At 37.4% G+C, this 16993-nt stretch carries 20 protein-coding genes; 19 read left to right on the top strand and 1 reads right to left on the bottom strand.

All coding sequences use genetic code 11. The annotated features are described in order from the left end of the window. Positions 1 to 8 precede the first annotated feature (8 nt). The 6 genes from PVE40_RS05680 (at position 9) to PVE40_RS05655 (ending at position 4623) form a co-directional block, all read left to right on the top strand. A complete protein-coding gene (locus PVE40_RS05680; protein WP_274730922.1) occupies positions 9 to 917 on the top strand; it encodes a conjugal transfer protein in 909 nt (302 codons plus the stop codon). Between the two features lie 194 nt (positions 918 to 1111). Next, complete coding sequence (locus PVE40_RS05675) at positions 1112 to 2425, top strand: IS1380 family transposase (RefSeq protein WP_274730921.1); 1314 nt, start codon at positions 1112 to 1114, stop codon at positions 2423 to 2425. Between the two features lie 313 nt (positions 2426 to 2738). Further along, positions 2739 to 3341, top strand: a complete 603-nt coding sequence (locus tag PVE40_RS05670; RefSeq protein WP_274730920.1) for a TetR/AcrR family transcriptional regulator — start codon at positions 2739 to 2741, stop codon at positions 3339 to 3341. Further along, positions 3338 to 3727 carry a cytidine deaminase family protein gene (locus PVE40_RS05665; RefSeq protein ID WP_274730919.1) on the top strand — a complete coding sequence of 130 codons (390 nt, stop codon included), beginning with the start codon at positions 3338 to 3340 and terminating at the stop codon, positions 3725 to 3727. The genes PVE40_RS05670 and PVE40_RS05665 overlap by 4 nt, the downstream gene beginning before the upstream one ends. Then, positions 3718 to 4410: an MBL fold metallo-hydrolase gene (locus PVE40_RS05660; protein ID WP_274730918.1), complete on the top strand. Its 693-nt coding sequence runs from the start codon at positions 3718 to 3720 to the stop codon at positions 4408 to 4410. The genes PVE40_RS05665 and PVE40_RS05660 overlap by 10 nt, the downstream gene beginning before the upstream one ends. A gap of 24 nt (positions 4411 to 4434) precedes the next feature. Continuing rightward, entirely contained in the window at positions 4435 to 4623 is a 189-nt protein-coding gene (locus PVE40_RS05655) for a cysteine-rich KTR domain-containing protein (RefSeq protein WP_274730917.1), read from the top strand. A 47-nt stretch (positions 4624 to 4670) separates the two neighbouring features. On the opposite strand, the gene PVE40_RS05650 is transcribed toward PVE40_RS05655, so the two are convergent. Next, a complete protein-coding gene (locus tag PVE40_RS05650) occupies positions 4671 to 5027 on the bottom strand; it encodes a helix-turn-helix domain-containing protein (RefSeq protein ID WP_274730916.1) in 357 nt (118 codons plus the stop codon). Between the two features lie 570 nt (positions 5028 to 5597). On the opposite strand from PVE40_RS05650, the gene PVE40_RS05645 reads away from it, so the two are divergent. The 13 genes from PVE40_RS05645 (at position 5598) to PVE40_RS05585 (ending at position 16836) form a co-directional block, all read left to right on the top strand. Continuing rightward, positions 5598 to 6020, top strand: coding sequence for an RNA polymerase sigma factor (locus tag PVE40_RS05645; RefSeq protein WP_174104169.1), 423 nt, complete (start codon positions 5598 to 5600; stop codon positions 6018 to 6020). After that, entirely contained in the window at positions 6017 to 6250 is a 234-nt protein-coding gene (locus PVE40_RS05640; RefSeq protein ID WP_274730915.1) for a helix-turn-helix domain-containing protein, read from the top strand. The genes PVE40_RS05645 and PVE40_RS05640 overlap by 4 nt, the downstream gene beginning before the upstream one ends. A gap of 337 nt (positions 6251 to 6587) precedes the next feature. Continuing rightward, entirely contained in the window at positions 6588 to 6794 is a 207-nt protein-coding gene (locus PVE40_RS05635; protein ID WP_274730914.1) for a DUF3173 domain-containing protein, read from the top strand. After that, complete coding sequence (locus tag PVE40_RS05630) at positions 6787 to 7995, top strand: tyrosine-type recombinase/integrase (protein WP_274730913.1); 1209 nt, start codon at positions 6787 to 6789, stop codon at positions 7993 to 7995. The genes PVE40_RS05635 and PVE40_RS05630 overlap by 8 nt, the downstream gene beginning before the upstream one ends. 347 nt (positions 7996 to 8342) lie before the next feature. Beyond that, complete coding sequence (locus tag PVE40_RS05625) at positions 8343 to 8747, top strand: hypothetical protein (RefSeq protein WP_274730912.1); 405 nt, start codon at positions 8343 to 8345, stop codon at positions 8745 to 8747. Further along, complete coding sequence (locus PVE40_RS05620; RefSeq protein WP_274730911.1) at positions 8747 to 8938, top strand: helix-turn-helix transcriptional regulator; 192 nt, start codon at positions 8747 to 8749, stop codon at positions 8936 to 8938. Before PVE40_RS05625 ends, PVE40_RS05620 begins: the two co-directional genes overlap by 1 nt. Before the next feature lie 43 nt (positions 8939 to 8981). Continuing rightward, positions 8982 to 9269, top strand: coding sequence for a hypothetical protein (locus PVE40_RS05615; RefSeq protein ID WP_274730910.1), 288 nt, complete (start codon positions 8982 to 8984; stop codon positions 9267 to 9269). Positions 9270 to 9357: 88 nt separating this feature from the next. Beyond that, complete coding sequence (locus PVE40_RS05610) at positions 9358 to 10317, top strand: 2-hydroxyacid dehydrogenase (protein WP_274730909.1); 960 nt, start codon at positions 9358 to 9360, stop codon at positions 10315 to 10317. A 105-nt stretch (positions 10318 to 10422) separates the two neighbouring features. Then, on the top strand, positions 10423 to 12213 hold the full coding sequence (gene recQ / locus PVE40_RS05605; protein ID WP_274730908.1) for a DNA helicase RecQ: 1791 nt from the start codon (positions 10423 to 10425) through the stop codon (positions 12211 to 12213). Between the two features lie 2 nt (positions 12214 to 12215). Further along, entirely contained in the window at positions 12216 to 13172 is a 957-nt protein-coding gene (locus PVE40_RS05600; RefSeq protein WP_274730907.1) for a DNA-methyltransferase, read from the top strand. 38 nt (positions 13173 to 13210) lie between these two features. Next, a complete protein-coding gene (locus tag PVE40_RS05595; protein ID WP_274730906.1) occupies positions 13211 to 13852 on the top strand; it encodes a DNA-3-methyladenine glycosylase family protein in 642 nt (213 codons plus the stop codon). 74 nt (positions 13853 to 13926) lie between these two features. Continuing rightward, positions 13927 to 15168 carry a dicarboxylate/amino acid:cation symporter gene (locus tag PVE40_RS05590; protein ID WP_274730905.1) on the top strand — a complete coding sequence of 414 codons (1242 nt, stop codon included), beginning with the start codon at positions 13927 to 13929 and terminating at the stop codon, positions 15166 to 15168. A gap of 90 nt (positions 15169 to 15258) precedes the next feature. Continuing rightward, positions 15259 to 16836, top strand: a complete 1578-nt coding sequence (locus PVE40_RS05585; protein ID WP_274730904.1) for a hypothetical protein — start codon at positions 15259 to 15261, stop codon at positions 16834 to 16836. Positions 16837 to 16993 lie beyond the last annotated feature (157 nt).

Raw genomic sequence — 16993 nt, 5'->3', positions numbered from 1 at the left:
GATTCAATATGATATTTAGAAAAAATAAGAATAAAGAAAAGGTACCAAAGGAAAAGAAACCTCGTGTCCATAAGATCAATCCTCGTAAAAAGACTGTAATTGCCTTATGGATGCTCTTAGGAGTGAGTTTTAGCTTTGCGACATTCAAACACTTTTCGGCTATTGATACCCATACTATTCATGAAACGAAAATCATAGAAAAGGAATATGTCGATACTCACAGTGTAGAGAATTTTGTTGAGGACTTTGCGAAAGTTTATTATTCATGGGAACAATCCGACAAGTCGATTGATAATCGAATGGATAAATTAAAAGATTATCTAACAGATGAACTTCAAGCTCTGAATATTGATACAGTTCGTAAGGATATTCCTGTATCGTCATCTTTAAGAGGGTTGCAGATATGGAGTGTAGAATCAGATGGCAAAAACCAGTTTAATGTGATCTACAGTGTAGACCAGTTAATTACGGAGGGAGAGGATAAAAAGAATGTCCAATCTGCTTATGAGGTAACCGTTTATGTAGAGGATTATGGAAATATGGTTCTTATTAAGAATCCAACCATTACCAGTATACCTGAAAAATCAGACTACACACCCAAAATAAAAGAAAGTAATAGTTCAATTGATTCTATAACAACCAATGAAATCAATGAATTTTTAATAACATTTTTTAAGCTCTATCCTACAGCCACTGCAAAAGAACTTTCTTATTATGTAAGTGATGGGATTTTGAAGCCAATCGGAAAAGAATATGTCTTTCAAAAATTAGTAAATCCTATTTACAATCGAAAGGATAATCAAATAACAGTATCATTGGCTGTAAAATATCTCGACCAGCAGACCAAGGCAACGCAAGTATCACAATTTGATTTAGTGCTAGAAAAGAATGGAGATAACTGGAAAATTATTAAATAACGAGTAGTGCATATCAGTATATTTTTCATATAATTGTATACCTGAATAATTCATAGTTTTTCAAAAACGCTTCAAAAACCTTGTTATAACAGTCTATTTTGTTTCGTTTATTCGCACCCTTTGGGTGTACAAAAAGAACCCCAATCTGCTATGGTTAAAGTGACTGAACCTAACCAAAGAAAGGGGTTCTCTCAATGGCAACTTTACACGAAAATCGTCTACTTTTCAATTCAAATGTTACAGTATCTCACTCTGGTGGAAATTTGTCCTCAGATTCCGGCTTAATATTAGCAAAAGAATTCATGAACAAATTTGAGTTTAGCCAAATCTTATGTAAAAACATCCAGATTCAAGATGACCGACTGTATCATGTTCATGAAAATGAATCTATTCTGGAACAAATCATCTTGCAGTTGATTGCAGGCTACCCTACAGATTCTTCAGCCAATATATTAGCAACGGATCCTATCTTTCAAGCTGTTTTAAGCAAAAAGCGGTTGGCTTCACAGTCATCCATTTCTCGCTTTTGGGATCGGATGTCAACAGAAAATATCGTCCAGCTACAAAAGGTTAACCAGATTTTGATTGATAAAGCACGTACGATTCGAAATACGAACGAAATGATTTTCGATTTAGATTCTACTCACAGTGATACCTTTGGAAACCAAGAAATGACCGATTATAATGCGCATTACCAGACAACCGGTTATCATCCACTCGTTGCCTTTGATGGTCTTACCGGAGACTTTCTTAAAGCAGAACTTCGTTCTGGAAATGTCTACACCTCAAAAGGCGTCGCAGCATTTACTCGTCCATTATTTGAGCATTATCACTCTGTGACACCAGTAAGCACTATTATGGTACGTGCAGATAGTGGATTCGCAATGCCTGATTTGTATGAACTTTGTGAAGAGTACGATAGTTTGTATACTATCCGTTTGAAATCCAATCGTAATCTGTACAGAATCGCTAAGCAATTCGTTACCATTAAGGATCATCACGATTGGAGTAAGAAAGAAGTTCATTACTATAACGCCACTTATCAAGCAAAGTCGTGGGGAAAATCCAGAAGGATCTGCATAAAATCAACCAGAGAAGCTAGTGAATTGCTTTTTAGACATGAATTCATCATTACTAATTTTTCAAAAGACGTCTCTCCAGAACTGGTTTTCCAAACGTATTCAAAAAGAGGAACGATGGAAAATTACATTAAGGAAGCAAAAAACGGCTTTTACTTGGATAAAACAGATAGCCCACGTTTTATAGAAAATCATGCTCGTATGATCGTAAGCCTATTGGCTTACAATATCGTGAACTTCATGCGAACATTGTGTTTTACCAATGAAACGAAAGGGTATCAGGTTTCTACTATTCGCTTATTTCTCTTTAAAATTGCTGGAAAGATAGTTCATTCCGGAAGAAGACAATACTTGAAATTAAGTAGTTACCATGTTTACCAAAAGCTATTTTATCGGATTCTACAAAACATTCAGGTACTGCAGTGTTAGTTGCGTTTATTGCGCCATTCAAAAAAATTCGTTAACCATCCGATAGGATGAGTGCGCCCAAAATGAGGTCTTTCTTGAACTTAATCAGTTAGCAAAAATAAATTAAACCCTTTAGAAAAATATTTTTGAGAAAAAGAGCCATTGAGCATAAAACTAAACAGATAATTATAAAATTTGGTAGTTTATAAAAAGTATGAATTATTCAGGGTATACTCTAAATGATTAAATAAATTTGACTTTATTAAATAAAATAGATAAAATGACTATGTAGTCAAATTTGACTTCGTAGTCAAAAAAAGGGGGGGTTAGTGGTATGTCTAAAGAAAAAAAGTTTAAAACAAGAAATAGAAACATCATTGAAACAGCGGAAAGACTGATAAAACAAAAAGGATATCATCATTTTAAAATGAGCGATATATCCGATGAATTAGAAATTGCAAAAGGTACTCTTTACAATCATTTTTCTTCAAAAGAAGATTTATTATTTATAATTACATTTCCTAAACTTCAAAAACTACGTGATAGTTTAAGTGAAATAGTTACAGAAGATACTGATTTTATTGAAAAATTTAAAAAAGTTATTCAAAAATCAATGGAAAGTGACTATCATCAATTTCTATTGCTAAGTTTTTCTGATGTGGCTGTTTTATTTCAAGAAAAGAATCAAAAAGATATGGAACGTATTCAAAATGATATTATACAAGAATTTAGCAATGTTCTCATTCTAGGAGTAAATGAAGGACTTATCAAAGAAGATTTCTCATTGGACTTTTTAAGTCATCAAATTCTATCTGCTTTGGATCCTTTGCTATATAGTCTTCTTGTTACTGATTCAAAAAAAATGAAGCATGAAGAATTTATAAATCAGACTACTGAACTTTTTTTATATGGTATTAGGAAAGGATACAAATTATGAATAAACAAGAACTCTATCAAGTTGCTAATAATTATATAAGTCACAAGAAACTGAAACAATTTGGAATTGCAGGCCATGTTTCCTGTGCATTAGAAACCATTAATGGTAATGTTTTTACAGGTATATGTATTGATTTACCTTGCTCTATTGGTCTTTGTGCGGAGCAATCAGCTATTGCTGAAATGGTGAAGAATAATGAAACTGTGATTGAAAAAATAGTTGCGGTATATGAAGATGGAAGTATTTTGCCGCCATGTGGAAGATGTAGAGAGTTTATTTCACAAATAGATGATCAAAACATGGAGACTAAAATCATACTACCTGAATTAAGAGAAGTTTTATTACAAGATTTATTACCCGAAGGGTGGGACAACAAATGGAAATAAAAAAGTTGACTAATAGAATATTTTATATACCACATCATCCCGAAACTGACCGTCCGCTCTTGGCATATATAAAAGGAGATAAAATTGCACTTGCTATTGATGCTGGAAATTCAGCTGCACATGTGGATGAATTTTATCAAGCTTTAGAAGTAGAGGGGCTAAAAAAACCAGATGTTACAATTATTACTCATTGGCACTGGGACCATACTTTTGGAATGCACCACATTAATGGTATATCTATTGCACATCATAAAACCAATGAATTTTTAGAAAAAGAGAAAAATAAACTATCAGATAATTCCTATATAAAATCTATGAAAAAGAATAACAAGTATTTAAATAGAGAATATGTAAATGACAGAAAAATCGTTATTACTCAATCTGACGTTCAATTTGAAAAAAAAATTACTCTTAATCTTGGTGGGACGACGGCACAAATTTTTCATGCAGAAGCACCTCATTCAGAAGATACAGTTTTAATATATATTCCAGAAGAAAAAGTACTGTTTTTAGGTGATTCAACTAGCGAGGATTTTTTTAATGATGGTTATATGGATATGGATAAGTTAAGGAAATTAATAAATCTGATTGAAAGCATAGACTGCCAGTACTGCATTTTAGGACATACTGAACCATTGTCCAAGTGTGATTTACTAGTATACTTAAAATCTATTTCAAACTAAAATAAATTTATGGAGGGTATATCTATGAAAGAAGCTCATTGGATTTTCTGCCCTTTATGTGGTGGTAAAACAAGATTGAAAATTCGTGAAGACACGGTACTCAAAAACTTGCCTATTTATTGTCCCAAATGTAAACAAGAAACTTTAGTAAGTGTTAAGTCATTGGACTTATCAATAATCGAAGAGCCAGACGCAAAGACGCAGAGCCGATAATTTGAGAATGATTAATCTCATCTTATCGGCTCTTTTTGTACCTTTAGTCATTCATTTTTTATGGATTTTGATTTTTTGATACCATATGCTAGTGATTCCATAAGTATTAGCTCTTTATCTGCAAAGTCATCCATTAGCTTTTCTACCTGTATACGTCTAGTGCTTTTTACTAGATCGTTAGCAGGTAGGAAAAATTCATCAACAGACACATGAAGCAATGATACAAGGTCATAAAGAACTTGTATGCTCGGGTGTTGCCCTTTGTTTTCGATATTTGTTAGATAGCGTGGGTCAATTTCAATTTTCGCTCCCACTTGCTCGCGGGTTAAACCTTGTTTCATACGAGCTTCTTTTATCTTAAGACCAAAGACTGTGAAATCATATTTGTCTTCTTTTTTACGCATAGTAAACCACCTCTATACATTTTACTGTTCCTATCTAATTAGAAACAGGTATATAAAAACGTATTATATGGTCTATGAGTTCCTGTTAAGAGACTTACCATAAAAATAATACTACCAAAAGGTTATAAAAAAAAACCGTAGTTTGGTAGTATCCTTTCATGCAGTAAATTAACAATTACTTTCAAACGACGGTTCAAGAGCCGTTGTTTTTATGTATTCAAAAACAATAATTAAGTTAGAAATGACGGCTTGTAGGAGGTCAGGTCGTCATGAAATATGCTATCTGTAATCAACTCTCATTATCGAGATTATTATCAAAAAAATCTATACTTCTACAGTAGATAGTTATAGCCATCAATGTGGTTTTATAGATCGTATAGAACGAACAAATAAAGCACGTAAACAGACAAATCAATCTGTTTACGTGCTTTTTTCGTTACTAAATCATTTATTTAAAAAGTTTTTTATCTGTTTATGCAACAAATCCCCCTTTCCTATCGGGACTAAGTGTGAAGGGAAACAGAGATACAATCTCATTTCCCTTTACACCAAGAAAGGGGGTGAGAAATCATGAAACCATCTACTTTTCAAACTACGATAGAAAATCAATTTGATTATATTTGCAAACGTGCCATGGAAGATGAACGAAAGGATTATTACAAATATCTTTCTAGACTTTCCAAAAATGAGGTTTCATTTTCCGATGTAGGTGATTATATCGTTAGCCAATTTTTTATAATGGATAACCATACGACTGACTTTCAAATTTATACCCTCAATGGAGTAACCGTTGGTATAGAACATGATTTGTTGAGTGAAGCATTGCGTGATTTGCCAGACAAGAAACGTGAAATTTTATTGATGTACTACTTCATGAACATGAGCGATTCAGAAATTGCAGAGCGATTAGAATTGAATCGTTCTACCGTTTACAGACACAGAACTAGTGGACTAGTTTTAATTAAAAAAATTATGGAGGGGTTAGAAAAGTGAAAAATACTTATCCAATGGTTTCCTTTCCCTTTATTGTTAAGGCTACAGATGGTGATACAGAAGCAATTAACCATATTCTAAAACATTATAAGGGATATATTGCAAAACGTTCCCTTCGGCTATTGAGAGATGAATACGGCAATCAAAGTATGGTTGTTGATGAAGCTCTGAGAGGAAGAATGGAAACCAGACTGATTACAAAGATTCTGGCCTTTGAAGTTAAGCAATAATATTTTTTCCTTTTTAATAGTTAGATCTATAGTTTGATAATTTAATGTTCTTTGAAAATTGAATAGCATGATTAGATACATTCAACATGTAAGGAGCTGTGTAAACAAATACGCCAGGACTTTTTTAATTGACGAGCGATTCTTATTTGATTTGCAAACTTCAACTTTGGAAAGTGAAGTAGCCTTGATTTACATGTTGCTATAATGATACGCCTACCTTGAACACTTCACGGTATTGGGTAGCTACTCCGAGTATGAGTAGAGGTGAAATTCCTGTGGGTTTTTTCAGACCGTCTAATCTTGCATTAAATTGATAACGAGAAAGAAGGTGAGTAGCATGCAACAGCTAGTTACTAAAGATGACTTAATAAAATTAGGTTTTCCTAAATATACAGCTATTAGAATTATTAGACAATCAAAAGAAATTATGATACAACAAGGGTATCCATTTTATAATAACAAACGTTTAGGACAAGTTCCGAGAGAAACTGTTGAAACAATTCTAGGTTGTGAACTAGAGTTGGAGGCAACAGATTATGACTAAAACGAAATATGCTGGCGTTTATATAGATAGCGCTGGCCAATTTTATTATGAGACAGAGTTGGGTAACGATCGTGTTACTGGAAAACGAATAAGAAAAAAAGCAAGATCGAATCAACAAGGAAAGAAGTTTACTACAGCCACACAAGCTTATAAAGAATTAGTACGCGTGAAAAATGAATACCATCAAGCAAATGGTTATGGAAATTACCATATGACTTATGGTCAGTACATGGATACCGTGTATATTCCCGCATATGAAACAGAAGTAGAAGAAAGTACTTTTTATGTTCGGGAAAGAACGCTAGAAACTATGAGAGACCGCTTTTCAACCATTGAGCTTCGTTCTTTAGCGGTAGAAGATGTCCAACAGTATCGAACCTGGCTCCTTTCCGATAAAGGAGCGGGATATTCCCAAGCATATGCAAGTTTGGTATTTGGTATGTTTCGAAAAAGTCTGGATATGGCAGTTGATATGCAATATTTAGAAGTAAACGTATCTAAAAAGGTGAAAGCTATTCCTAAAGGAAAAGCGGTTGTTCCTTACTGGACAAAAACAGAATTTGAGAAGGTTATTTCTACTATTTGTCTAGATGATTTTTATGAACACTTATGTTTTGTGATGTTGTGGACGTATTTCTTGACAGGCATACGAGTTAGTGAAGGAACGGCTTTGTGGTGGGATGATGTCGATTTTCAAAACAAGCGGCTTCGTGTTCATCATTCCTTGTATTTACGCAATAAAAGCAATTGGACACGAAAAAACTATACAAAAACAGAAGATGGAAAACGAATCATCTCTTTAGATGAGGACACGATACGAGTGTTGCAAACATGGAAACAACGACAATCAAAAATAGGGATTGATGATTTTGTTTTTAGTTATGACGGAGCGCCAATGATTAAATCAACGCTTGCTAGAGTCATTCAACGTTACGCAAAACTTGCAAATGTTCATCGTATTCAAGCTAAAGGGCTTCGACATTCGCATGCATCTTATCTCATTAATGAATTCAACGTATCTGTTTTGATTTTATCAAAGCGTATGGGACATTCTAGCCCGGAAATTACGTTAAAGCATTATTCTCATATGTGGTCTGGAGTGGATGAACTGATTGCGGAAGAGATGACAGGCAACATTAAAATACGAACCGCAGAAAAATCAGGTGTAGAATTTAATGGTAATCAAGCAGTAAAAAAATAAGTTCCGCCAGAATTTCCGCCAAAATAAAATTAAGGCATGACAAACATTGATATAACAATGTTTTGACGTCACCTGCAAACTTGGAGTGGGAATAGAATGTAGATCCAGAAACCTTACGTAACAAGGTTTCTGGGTTTTTTTTATCAAAAATTCAGCTCACTTGTCCAAAACTGCTTCGATTCGGACAAGTGAGTAGTCAAAAACAGATCCACTTGTCCGAAATGAGACAAGTTCGGACAAGTGAAGATAAAAAATCTAGCTCACTTGTCCGATTGTAAAGTTCACTTGACATCTAATTGACCTTCCACTACAATAATGTAAAGCAAACTTTACAAGGAGTGGTCAAAATGACAAAAAGTCACTGGAGAATTTCGTTTTTGGGATTACTATCTTATTTTGTCTCAAGTATCTTAGCAGAATTATTTTTCCCCAACTCTACAGGTCTAGCTACGCTTATTTTTTTATTTGCTTTCCTTATTAGTTTTATCGTAGGTTATCACTTCTATACAGAAAAGGTTCTGACATCTCAAGCGAAGAAGCTTCAGCAAAATGAAGTAGATGAGCGCTTCTACCAAATTCGCAATCTAGCTAGTTGGTATACTCTTCTTGGGTTATTCGTGAGCGGTGGGATTGTAGTAGTAGTTTTCCAGAACGTTTTTTCTGAAGAAGTTTTGCAAGCTTTTCGTATGGTAATCCTATTTGGAATTGGCTTGTACTTTGTAATTTTTTCGGTAGTGAGGAAGAGAATGTAATGAAGAATCGAATCGAAGAGTTGCGTAAGGAAAAGGGAATCACGCAGGATGAATTAGCTCAGATTCTTGAAGTATCAAGGCAGACGATCAGTTCGCTGGAAAATGGTCGTTATAATCCTTCTATTCAACTTGCCTTTAAGATAGGAAAATACTTCGGGTTATATATTGAAGAAATTTTCTTTCCGGAGTAAGGATTTTTAATAATTCTAAAGATAAAAAAAGAGGGCGACTTTATTGAAATACTTCAAAGAAGAAACAACAACGTATCACCAACATTTCGCGGCAGAAGGTTATAAAATCCCACTGGAAGAATTAGTTTTGATTCGTCCAAATCAAGGGTACGCAATCTACTGCGAAGGGGAGAATCTTTTCTTACTAACCCACATGTCTATTGAAGCAGGAATGGCTGTTGGAAGTGGCTATTATGTAAGACCATATGGAAAAGTGAAAGATTTAGAAACACTTCCGGTTACGCAAATAGACCGCGATGCCTATAACTTCTGGATGACGATGGCGCATTAAAGTGAGTCTGTTTTAGCGAAGCTCTTGCAAAAATTCGCAAACTCCTAGACAATAGAAAGAAGGAAAATTGATGAGGAGGATGGAATCGTTGCTTATTAAATTACTTGAACCATTGCGTGTTCCAGAAGAAATGATTGAAGAATTAGCGCAGCCCATTAAAGAAATGGGACATGAATTTGTTTACTATTCAGAAAAAACTACGGATCCAGCTGAATTAAAGGAGCGTAGTCAGGGTGCGGATATCGTGATGATTGCGAATAACCCATATCCAGCAGAAGTTATTGAAGCGCAAGACCAATTAAAATTAATCAATGTGGCTTTCACTGGGGTGGACCATGTGGACGGCGAAGCAGCCAAAAACAAAGGCATCAAGATTGCGAATGCTGCAGGATATTCAAATCAAGCTGTGGCAGAACTGGTCTTAGGCTTAACCCTGGATCTATACCGCGGAATTACACAAGGGGATGAAGATATTCGCCAGGCAGAACAATTCGCTGGACCCTTTCAAGGCAGAGAAATAAAAGGGAAGACGGTCGGCATTATCGGTACCGGGAAAATTGGTACCTTGACTGCAAAACTTTTCAAAGCCTTTGGCGCAAAAATAATCGGATATAATCGTTCAGAACACGAAGAAGCTAAGGAATTAGGCCTAACATATGTGTCGCTCGAACAATTAATGGCAGAAAGTGATATTATTTCGGTTCACTTGCCACTGAATGAATCTACCAAAGGAATTATTTCCCATGACATGTTGGCAAAAATGAAACCTTCTGCCATCCTTATCAATTGCGCACGCGGACCAATTGTTGAGAACGACGCACTAGCAGCACTCTTGAATGAAGACAAAATTGCTGGAGCAGGGATTGATGTATTTGATATGGAACCGCCGATTCCAGCGGACTATCCTTTGCTTCAAGCGAAGAATACGGTGTTGGCTCCACATGTTGGCTTCTTAACAGATGAAGCGATGGTACTGCGAGCGAAAATAGCTTTTGAAAACACCGTTGCTTTTCTTAAAGGGAATCCACAAAATATTATCGGGGAATAGATTGAATCGACACTAAAATAAAGCCACTTATTTTCTACTTTTAGAAAAATAAGTGGCTTTTTCAGGTATACTAGTAGAGGAGATTATGTGGAATCGAGGAATGGCATGAAGAAGATAGATGAAGTACTGAAACAATATTACGGCTATGATTCTTTCCGACCGGGGCAAGAGAGAATCATTGAAGCCATCATGAACGGACAAGATGTGTTAGGAATTATGCCGACTGGCGGCGGGAAATCACTGTGTTATCAAATTCCGGCGATTTGTATGGAAGGGACTAGTTTAGTGATTTCTCCGCTTATTTCCTTGATGAAGGATCAAGTAGATACATTACTAACGATGGGAGTGCGAGCGGGCTATATCAATAGTCAAATGGACATGGCTACGTACCGCGCTACTATGGATAAGGCGATGTTTGGCTATTACGATTTATTGTATATCGCACCGGAGCGTCTGGAGAGCGAATACTTTCTTAATACCATCCAACAAATGAATATTAATTTAGTGGCTGTGGATGAAGCACACTGTATTTCCCAGTGGGGACAAGATTTTCGTCCAAGTTACCAAAATATTCCGCAACTAAAAGACCTGATTCGATTGGATGTGCCATTTGCGGCTTTTACCGCAACGGCTACTACTCGTGTCAAAGAAGATATTATTCGTCAATTGAAGCTTCAACAACCTTATACGTATGTGGCGAGTTTCGACCGGCCGAATTTATATTTCTCCGTTATTGAAACGAAGAAAAAGAGCCAAGAATTATTCCGCTATATTGAAAAAGAAGGGTCAACGATTATCTACTGCAATACGCGGAAAAATGTCGAGGCGGTCTATCACAGCTTGGTTAAAAAAGGGCTGCCGGCTACCTATTATCATGCCGGTATTGCACCAGAAGACCGCAACCAAAATCAGGAAGACTTTATCTATGATCGGAAAACCATTATGGTAGCGACGAATGCGTTTGGGATGGGAATTGACAAATCAAACGTACGTAAGGTAATCCACTATAATATGCCGCTTGATATGGAGAGTTACTACCAAGAGGCGGGGCGTGCTGGAAGAGATGGGGCGCCTTCTCAGGCCGTCCTCTTGTATTCCAGTCAAGATATTATTACGAATACCTTTTTAATCGAACAAGGAAATCAGCCGAATGCGAAAGAAAAACTTACACAAATTACTTCCTACTGTAAGACAGGGAAATGCTTGCGCAGTTATATTCTGAGGTACTTTGATGAAACGCCGACATTCCAAGAATGCGAACACTGTTCGAACTGTGATGGTGAAACAGAGATTATCGACGTAACAGTTGCCAGCCAGAAAATCTTGTCTTGTATTTACCGGATGAACCAACGATTTGGTACAGGAATGGTAACTGATGTATTGCGGGGTAAAAAGAACGAACGGATTCGTCAGTTCCAGTTTGATAAACTCTCGACTTATGGAATCATGGCAGATACGGAAGAATACCTCATTAAGGATATTATTTCCTTTCTGATTAGCGAAGGGCATTTGGCCCTGTCGGGTGATAAGTATCCGATCCTGACGTTTACCACCACTTCTCCGCACGTACTAACCGGCAAGGAAATTTTGTCCATGGTTCGGAAAATTCGTGAGAAACCGCAAAAACTTATCGAAAAACAAACCGTTACGGAAACAGAATATGACGTGAGTCTCTTTGAAAAGTTACGTGAATTGCGGACAAAAAAAGCACAAGAAATAGGCAAGCCTCCTTTTGTCGTCTTTACCGATCGCTCCTTGATCGATATGGCAGTAAGGCTGCCCAAAACAGATGAAGAGTTCCTTGAAGTGCATGGGGTAGGGGAAAGTAAACGAACGACCTATGGCGATGAATTCATGCTTGTGATTCAACAACATGTAAAAGGCAGGAATGAATAAGAATGAAGAAAAAGTCACCGAGAAACAAAACAATCGATATCGATTTGGAAGAAGGGTCGCACTATTTAGAACGTGTGGTTTCTTTGACGAAAGAAGCGAGTATGGAAGAAGTCTGCAATAAAACGTTGGTAGGAGATACTTTTGAAATGTTACCGCTGCTTCCGAAAGAAAGCATGGACTTGATTATCGTTGATCCACCTTATAACTTGACGAAAACCTATCATGGCAAGAAATTTTCCAAAATAAAACAAGAAGATTACTACATTTATACAGTAAAATGGCTCGATTTGGTGCTTCCACTTCTGAAGCCGAATGGTTCTCTCTATGTGTGTTGCGATTGGGAAACGAGCCTGATTATTGGTCAAGTCTTAATGGAAAAAATAAATGTGAGAAATCGGATTACTTGGCAAAGGGAAAAAGGTCGTGGTGCCAAGTCAAACTGGAAAAATGGGATGGAAGACATTTGGTACTGTACGAAGTCGGATCAGTATACTTTCAATGTAGATGCTGTAAAAGTTCGCAAAAAAGTGATTGCTCCATATAAAGAGAACGGCAAGCCAAAGGACTGGCAGGAAACAGAAAAAGGAAATTATCGTAATACACATCCCTCTAATTTCTGGGATGATGTGACCATTCCGTTCTGGTCTATGCCGGAAAATACTGCTCACCCAACTCAAAAATCAGAGAAGTTAATCGCCCGCTTAATTTTAGCGAGTTCGAATCCAGGAGATGTGGTATTCGATCCGTTTTTAGGATCTGGTACGACGAGCGTGGTCGCTAAGAAATTGGACCGAAACTATGTAGGGATTGAACAAAATCCTTTGTATTGTGTCTGGGCAGAGAAACGTTTGGAAATGGCTACTGCCGATAAAGGCATCCAAGGATATACAGATGGGGTCTTTTGGGAACGAAATACCTTGCCTCAACAAAACATCATCAAAAAAGATGGAATTGAATAAAATATAGTAGACTTGGTCGTATAAAAGGAGTGTTTTTCATGAACGTAGTCAAAACAGATGAAGCGGCAATTACTTATTTAAGCGAACGAGATCCCGTTTTGAAAAATATAATGGAACAAATTGGTCCGATTGAACGACCAGGTCGAGGAGAACTGTTTCCAGCATTGTTACGGCAAATTGTTGGACAACAAGTTTCTATGAAAGCTGCCAGAACCGTATGGGGGCGTTTTGAAGAATTAGTTGGTGAAGTTACGCCGGAGCATGTTCTTGCCCATTCTGCTGAAGAAATTCAAAAGTGCGGGCTCTCCTTTCGAAAAGTTGCCTATATCCAATCAACAGCCTCCGATATTGCGGAAGGGCGAGTCGATTTAGACAGGTTAGCTTACAGGGAAGATGAAGATGTAATCATGACGCTCTCTTCTTTGAAGGGAATCGGAAAATGGACGGCAGAAATGCTGCTCCTTTTTTCAATGGAACGTCCAAATGTCTTGTCTTATGATGATTTAGGTATCCAGCGTGGAATGAGAATGGCCTATCAACAGGAGAAAATTACGAAGGCTTTCTTCGAAGCGTGTCGCAAACGATACTCTCCTTATGGAACGACCGCCAGTCTTTATATATGGGAAGTGGCGGCTGGTGCTATCCCAGAAATGAAAGATCCAGCCCTTTTTCAAAATTAGATTGACAAAGATTAGAAATCTCATTATGATAGTACGCATATTCTAATCTTATTTTAATTTTTTGGAGGGGTCATATGTTAAAGGGAAAGATTGGCTTAGTGCCGAAACTTTTAATGGGTATTGCAGTTGGTATTATTTTAGGCACCTTTGTCTCTGAAAGTGTCATTCGAGTGTTCGTGACCTTCAGTTCCTTCCTCTCAGCTTACATTTCATTTATCATTCCTTTAATGATTATTGCATTTGTTACAGCAGGAATTAGTGAATTAAAGACTGGCGCTGGAAAATTGCTCGGTCTAACGATGGCAATTGCGTATGGATTTACGATTATATCAGGTACATTTTCCTACGTTGTTTCCCGTTTGGTATTCCCAACGTTCATTTATGAAGAATCAGCAGCAATGGTGAGTGAAGGCGGGGCAGCAGCCTTGACGCCATACTTTACGATACCACTACTGCCTCTAGCCGATGTAACTTCAGCGTTGGTGTTCGCCTTTATCATGGGACTTGGAATTTCTGCATTACGTGGTGAAGAGAAAACGGTAAAAACGGGGACAATGATGGCGGATTTCTTTGCTGGATTCCAAGAGATTATCCACCTGGTTTTGGCAAAAACAATTATTCCATTATTACCATTTTATATCGCTGCGACTTTCTCAGTCATGAGTTACACAGGTGAAGTGTGGCGCGTGTTAAGTATTTTCTGGCGCGTTTACTTGATTATTTTCGCAATGCATTTCTTAGTCCTTCTATTCCAATACGGAGTTGCCGGAGCGGTTGCGAAAAAGAATCCAATCCAATGGCTGAAGAATCAAATCCCAGCGTGGCTGACAGCAGCAGGAACGCAATCTTCTGCGACTACGATTCCAGTAAACGTAGAGGTTGCGAAAACGAATGGTGTATCGAAAAGTATTCGTGAGTTTGTAGTTCCCTTGTGTGCGACGATTCACCTATCTGGAAGTATGATTTCTTTAACTGCTTTCTCAACTGCCATTCTGATGATGAATAATATCGATTTCGGTTTTGATAAAATCCTTCCATTCCTGTTAATTCTAGGAATCAGTATGGTGGCTGCCCCTGGAGCGCCAGGTGGGGCCGTAATGAGTGCCTTGCCATTCTTGCCAATGATTGGCATTGCGACAGATGGACCTCTAGCAAGTTTAATGATTGCCCTTTACTTGACGCAAGATAGCTTCGGGACCGCCTGCAACGTATCTGGAGACAACGCTGTCGCTGTGATTGTCGATCAATTAAAATCACGTATAGGTATTGTGGAAGAAGAGTCCGTAGAAGTAGCTGAACCAAGTCTTTTATCTTAATGAAATAAATCCTGAGTTTTCATAGGCTCAGGATTTTTTTGTGCAAAATAATGGTATAATAAAGTTAGTAAATGAAGAGGAGATGTATGAATGATTAAAGGATGGAAAAATATTGCCATCTCTTATGGGGTTCCCTTGATTGGATTAATGATTTACTGGTATTTCTCATTAACGCCGTTAAATTTCCAATCACTTGAGTTTTGGATGAATGTATTTGTTTACCTAGGAGTCAGTGCGTTTATATCGTACGCCTTAGCTCCACGAAAAAACTGGAATGTCATTCGAGTGAATGGGCTTGCCGCTGGAATCGGTGTTGTTGCACTTCTTGTAGCGATCGTATTAGGAATGCCAATCTTCCGGTCTGAATCTTATGCGAATTTGATTACCCATGAAGAAGGAAACTTTGTTGAGGATTTAGAAGTAACGAATCCGAGTGAAATTCCAACGATTGACCGTGACATGGCAGAACGTCTTGGTAGCCGTAAAATTGGAGAGGTACTAGACTTAGTATCCCAATTTAATGTGGCGAACGAGTACACGCAGATTGCCTACAATGACCAGTCGTTACGAGTATCGCCGTTAGAGTACGTAAATGTATGGCGTTGGTTTACCAACCGTAAGGAAGGAATCCCACATTATGTTACCGTTGATATGGTGTCAGGAGAAGCAGACTTGGTTGATTTAGAAGAAACCATTCGCTACTCTCATTCTGGATTCTTGAATGATGATATTACACGTCATATTTTCTTGAGTTACCCGACGACCTTGTTTGAAACACCTGCCTTTGAAATTAATGATGCGGGCGTTCCTCACTACGTTGCACCTATTATTAAGAGACGACTCAGCTTCCTAGGACCAAAAGATGTCGTTGGAGCATTCGTAGTTGATGCAACTACAGGTGAAATTACAAAGTATGACCTAGCTGATATTCCTGAATGGGTGGATCGTGTCTTCCCGGCAGAAATGGTGATGGATCAGATCAATTACAATGGGCAATATCAAAATGGATATTGGAATAGCTTAGTAACGAAGCGTGGCGTTGTTCAACATGCGGAAGGCTACAACTATATCGTGATTGATAATGATTTGTATTTGTATACAGGACTTACCTCGGTTGCTTCTGATGAGTCGAACATTGGTTTTGTATTGGTAAACTCTCGTACGAAAGAATCAAAACGCTACAACATTAGTACTGCAACAGAGTGGAGTGCAATGGAAAGTGCAGAAGGTTCCGTACAAGAAAAAGAATATCAAAGTACATTCCCGTTGTTATTCAATATGAATGGAAAACCTGTTTATCAGTTATCCTTGAAAGATTCGGCAGGTTTGATTAAGTTGTATGCCTTTGTGGATGCCATGAATTATCAACGTGTCGGAATCGGTGAGACCCTTTCAATTGCATGGTCCGCTTATAATGGTGGACAAGTAATGGAACCGGAAGAGGAACAGCAAGAGGGTGAATTGGAACAAGTTTCCGGTGAAGTCACATTAATTCAAGATGTAGTAGTTGGAGGAGAAACAACGTACTACTTTACTTTGGATAACAATGAAGAAATGATTTACATTGCCCAAGTAAGCTTGAACAATCAGCTCCCATTCATGGAAGTTGGCGATACGGTGACCATCGAAGTACAAGGTACTATAGTAAGAAGTATTATTTTAGAATAAAATGAGTAAGAGCAGGGAATTTTTCCAGCTCTTTTTATATGAAAACACAAGCTAAAAAAAGCGCAAAAAGTCACTACCCATGGTATCATGTAGGTGTTAAAATTTTAAATTTTTAGAGGGCTCTTGTTCTGTTGCCGCAGACCGAGAGCTTTTTCCT

The organism is Jeotgalibaca caeni (assembly GCF_028863945.1).
Taxonomy (GTDB): Bacteria; Bacillota; Bacilli; order Lactobacillales; family Aerococcaceae; genus Jeotgalibaca; species Jeotgalibaca caeni.
Note: the sequence above shows the minus strand (reverse complement) of the source record. Positions and strands in the feature narration are given on the sequence as shown.

Bases quoted from the DNA above. Each gene is read 5' to 3' on its own strand.
- PVE40_RS05680 (WP_274730922.1), top strand. From the start codon at position 9: ATGATATTTAGAAAAAATAAGAATAAAGAAAAGGTACCAAAGGAAAAG.
- PVE40_RS05675 (WP_274730921.1), top strand. From the start codon at position 1,112: ATGGCAACTTTACACGAAAATCGTCTACTTTTCAATTCAAATGTTACA.
- PVE40_RS05670 (WP_274730920.1), top strand. From the start codon at position 2,739: ATGTCTAAAGAAAAAAAGTTTAAAACAAGAAATAGAAACATCATTGAA.
- PVE40_RS05665 (WP_274730919.1), top strand. From the start codon at position 3,338: ATGAATAAACAAGAACTCTATCAAGTTGCTAATAATTATATAAGTCAC.
- PVE40_RS05660 (WP_274730918.1), top strand. From the start codon at position 3,718: ATGGAAATAAAAAAGTTGACTAATAGAATATTTTATATACCACATCAT.
- PVE40_RS05655 (WP_274730917.1), top strand. From the start codon at position 4,435: ATGAAAGAAGCTCATTGGATTTTCTGCCCTTTATGTGGTGGTAAAACA.
- PVE40_RS05650 (WP_274730916.1), bottom strand. From the start codon at position 5,027: ATGCGTAAAAAAGAAGACAAATATGATTTCACAGTCTTTGGTCTTAAG.
- PVE40_RS05645 (WP_174104169.1), top strand. From the start codon at position 5,598: ATGAAACCATCTACTTTTCAAACTACGATAGAAAATCAATTTGATTAT.
- PVE40_RS05635 (WP_274730914.1), top strand. From the start codon at position 6,588: ATGCAACAGCTAGTTACTAAAGATGACTTAATAAAATTAGGTTTTCCT.
- PVE40_RS05630 (WP_274730913.1), top strand. From the start codon at position 6,787: ATGACTAAAACGAAATATGCTGGCGTTTATATAGATAGCGCTGGCCAA.
- PVE40_RS05625 (WP_274730912.1), top strand. From the start codon at position 8,343: ATGACAAAAAGTCACTGGAGAATTTCGTTTTTGGGATTACTATCTTAT.
- PVE40_RS05620 (WP_274730911.1), top strand. From the start codon at position 8,747: ATGAAGAATCGAATCGAAGAGTTGCGTAAGGAAAAGGGAATCACGCAG.
- recQ (WP_274730908.1), top strand. From the start codon at position 10,423: ATGAAGAAGATAGATGAAGTACTGAAACAATATTACGGCTATGATTCT.
- PVE40_RS05600 (WP_274730907.1), top strand. From the start codon at position 12,216: ATGAAGAAAAAGTCACCGAGAAACAAAACAATCGATATCGATTTGGAA.
- PVE40_RS05595 (WP_274730906.1), top strand. From the start codon at position 13,211: ATGAACGTAGTCAAAACAGATGAAGCGGCAATTACTTATTTAAGCGAA.
- PVE40_RS05590 (WP_274730905.1), top strand. From the start codon at position 13,927: ATGTTAAAGGGAAAGATTGGCTTAGTGCCGAAACTTTTAATGGGTATT.
- PVE40_RS05585 (WP_274730904.1), top strand. From the start codon at position 15,259: ATGATTAAAGGATGGAAAAATATTGCCATCTCTTATGGGGTTCCCTTG.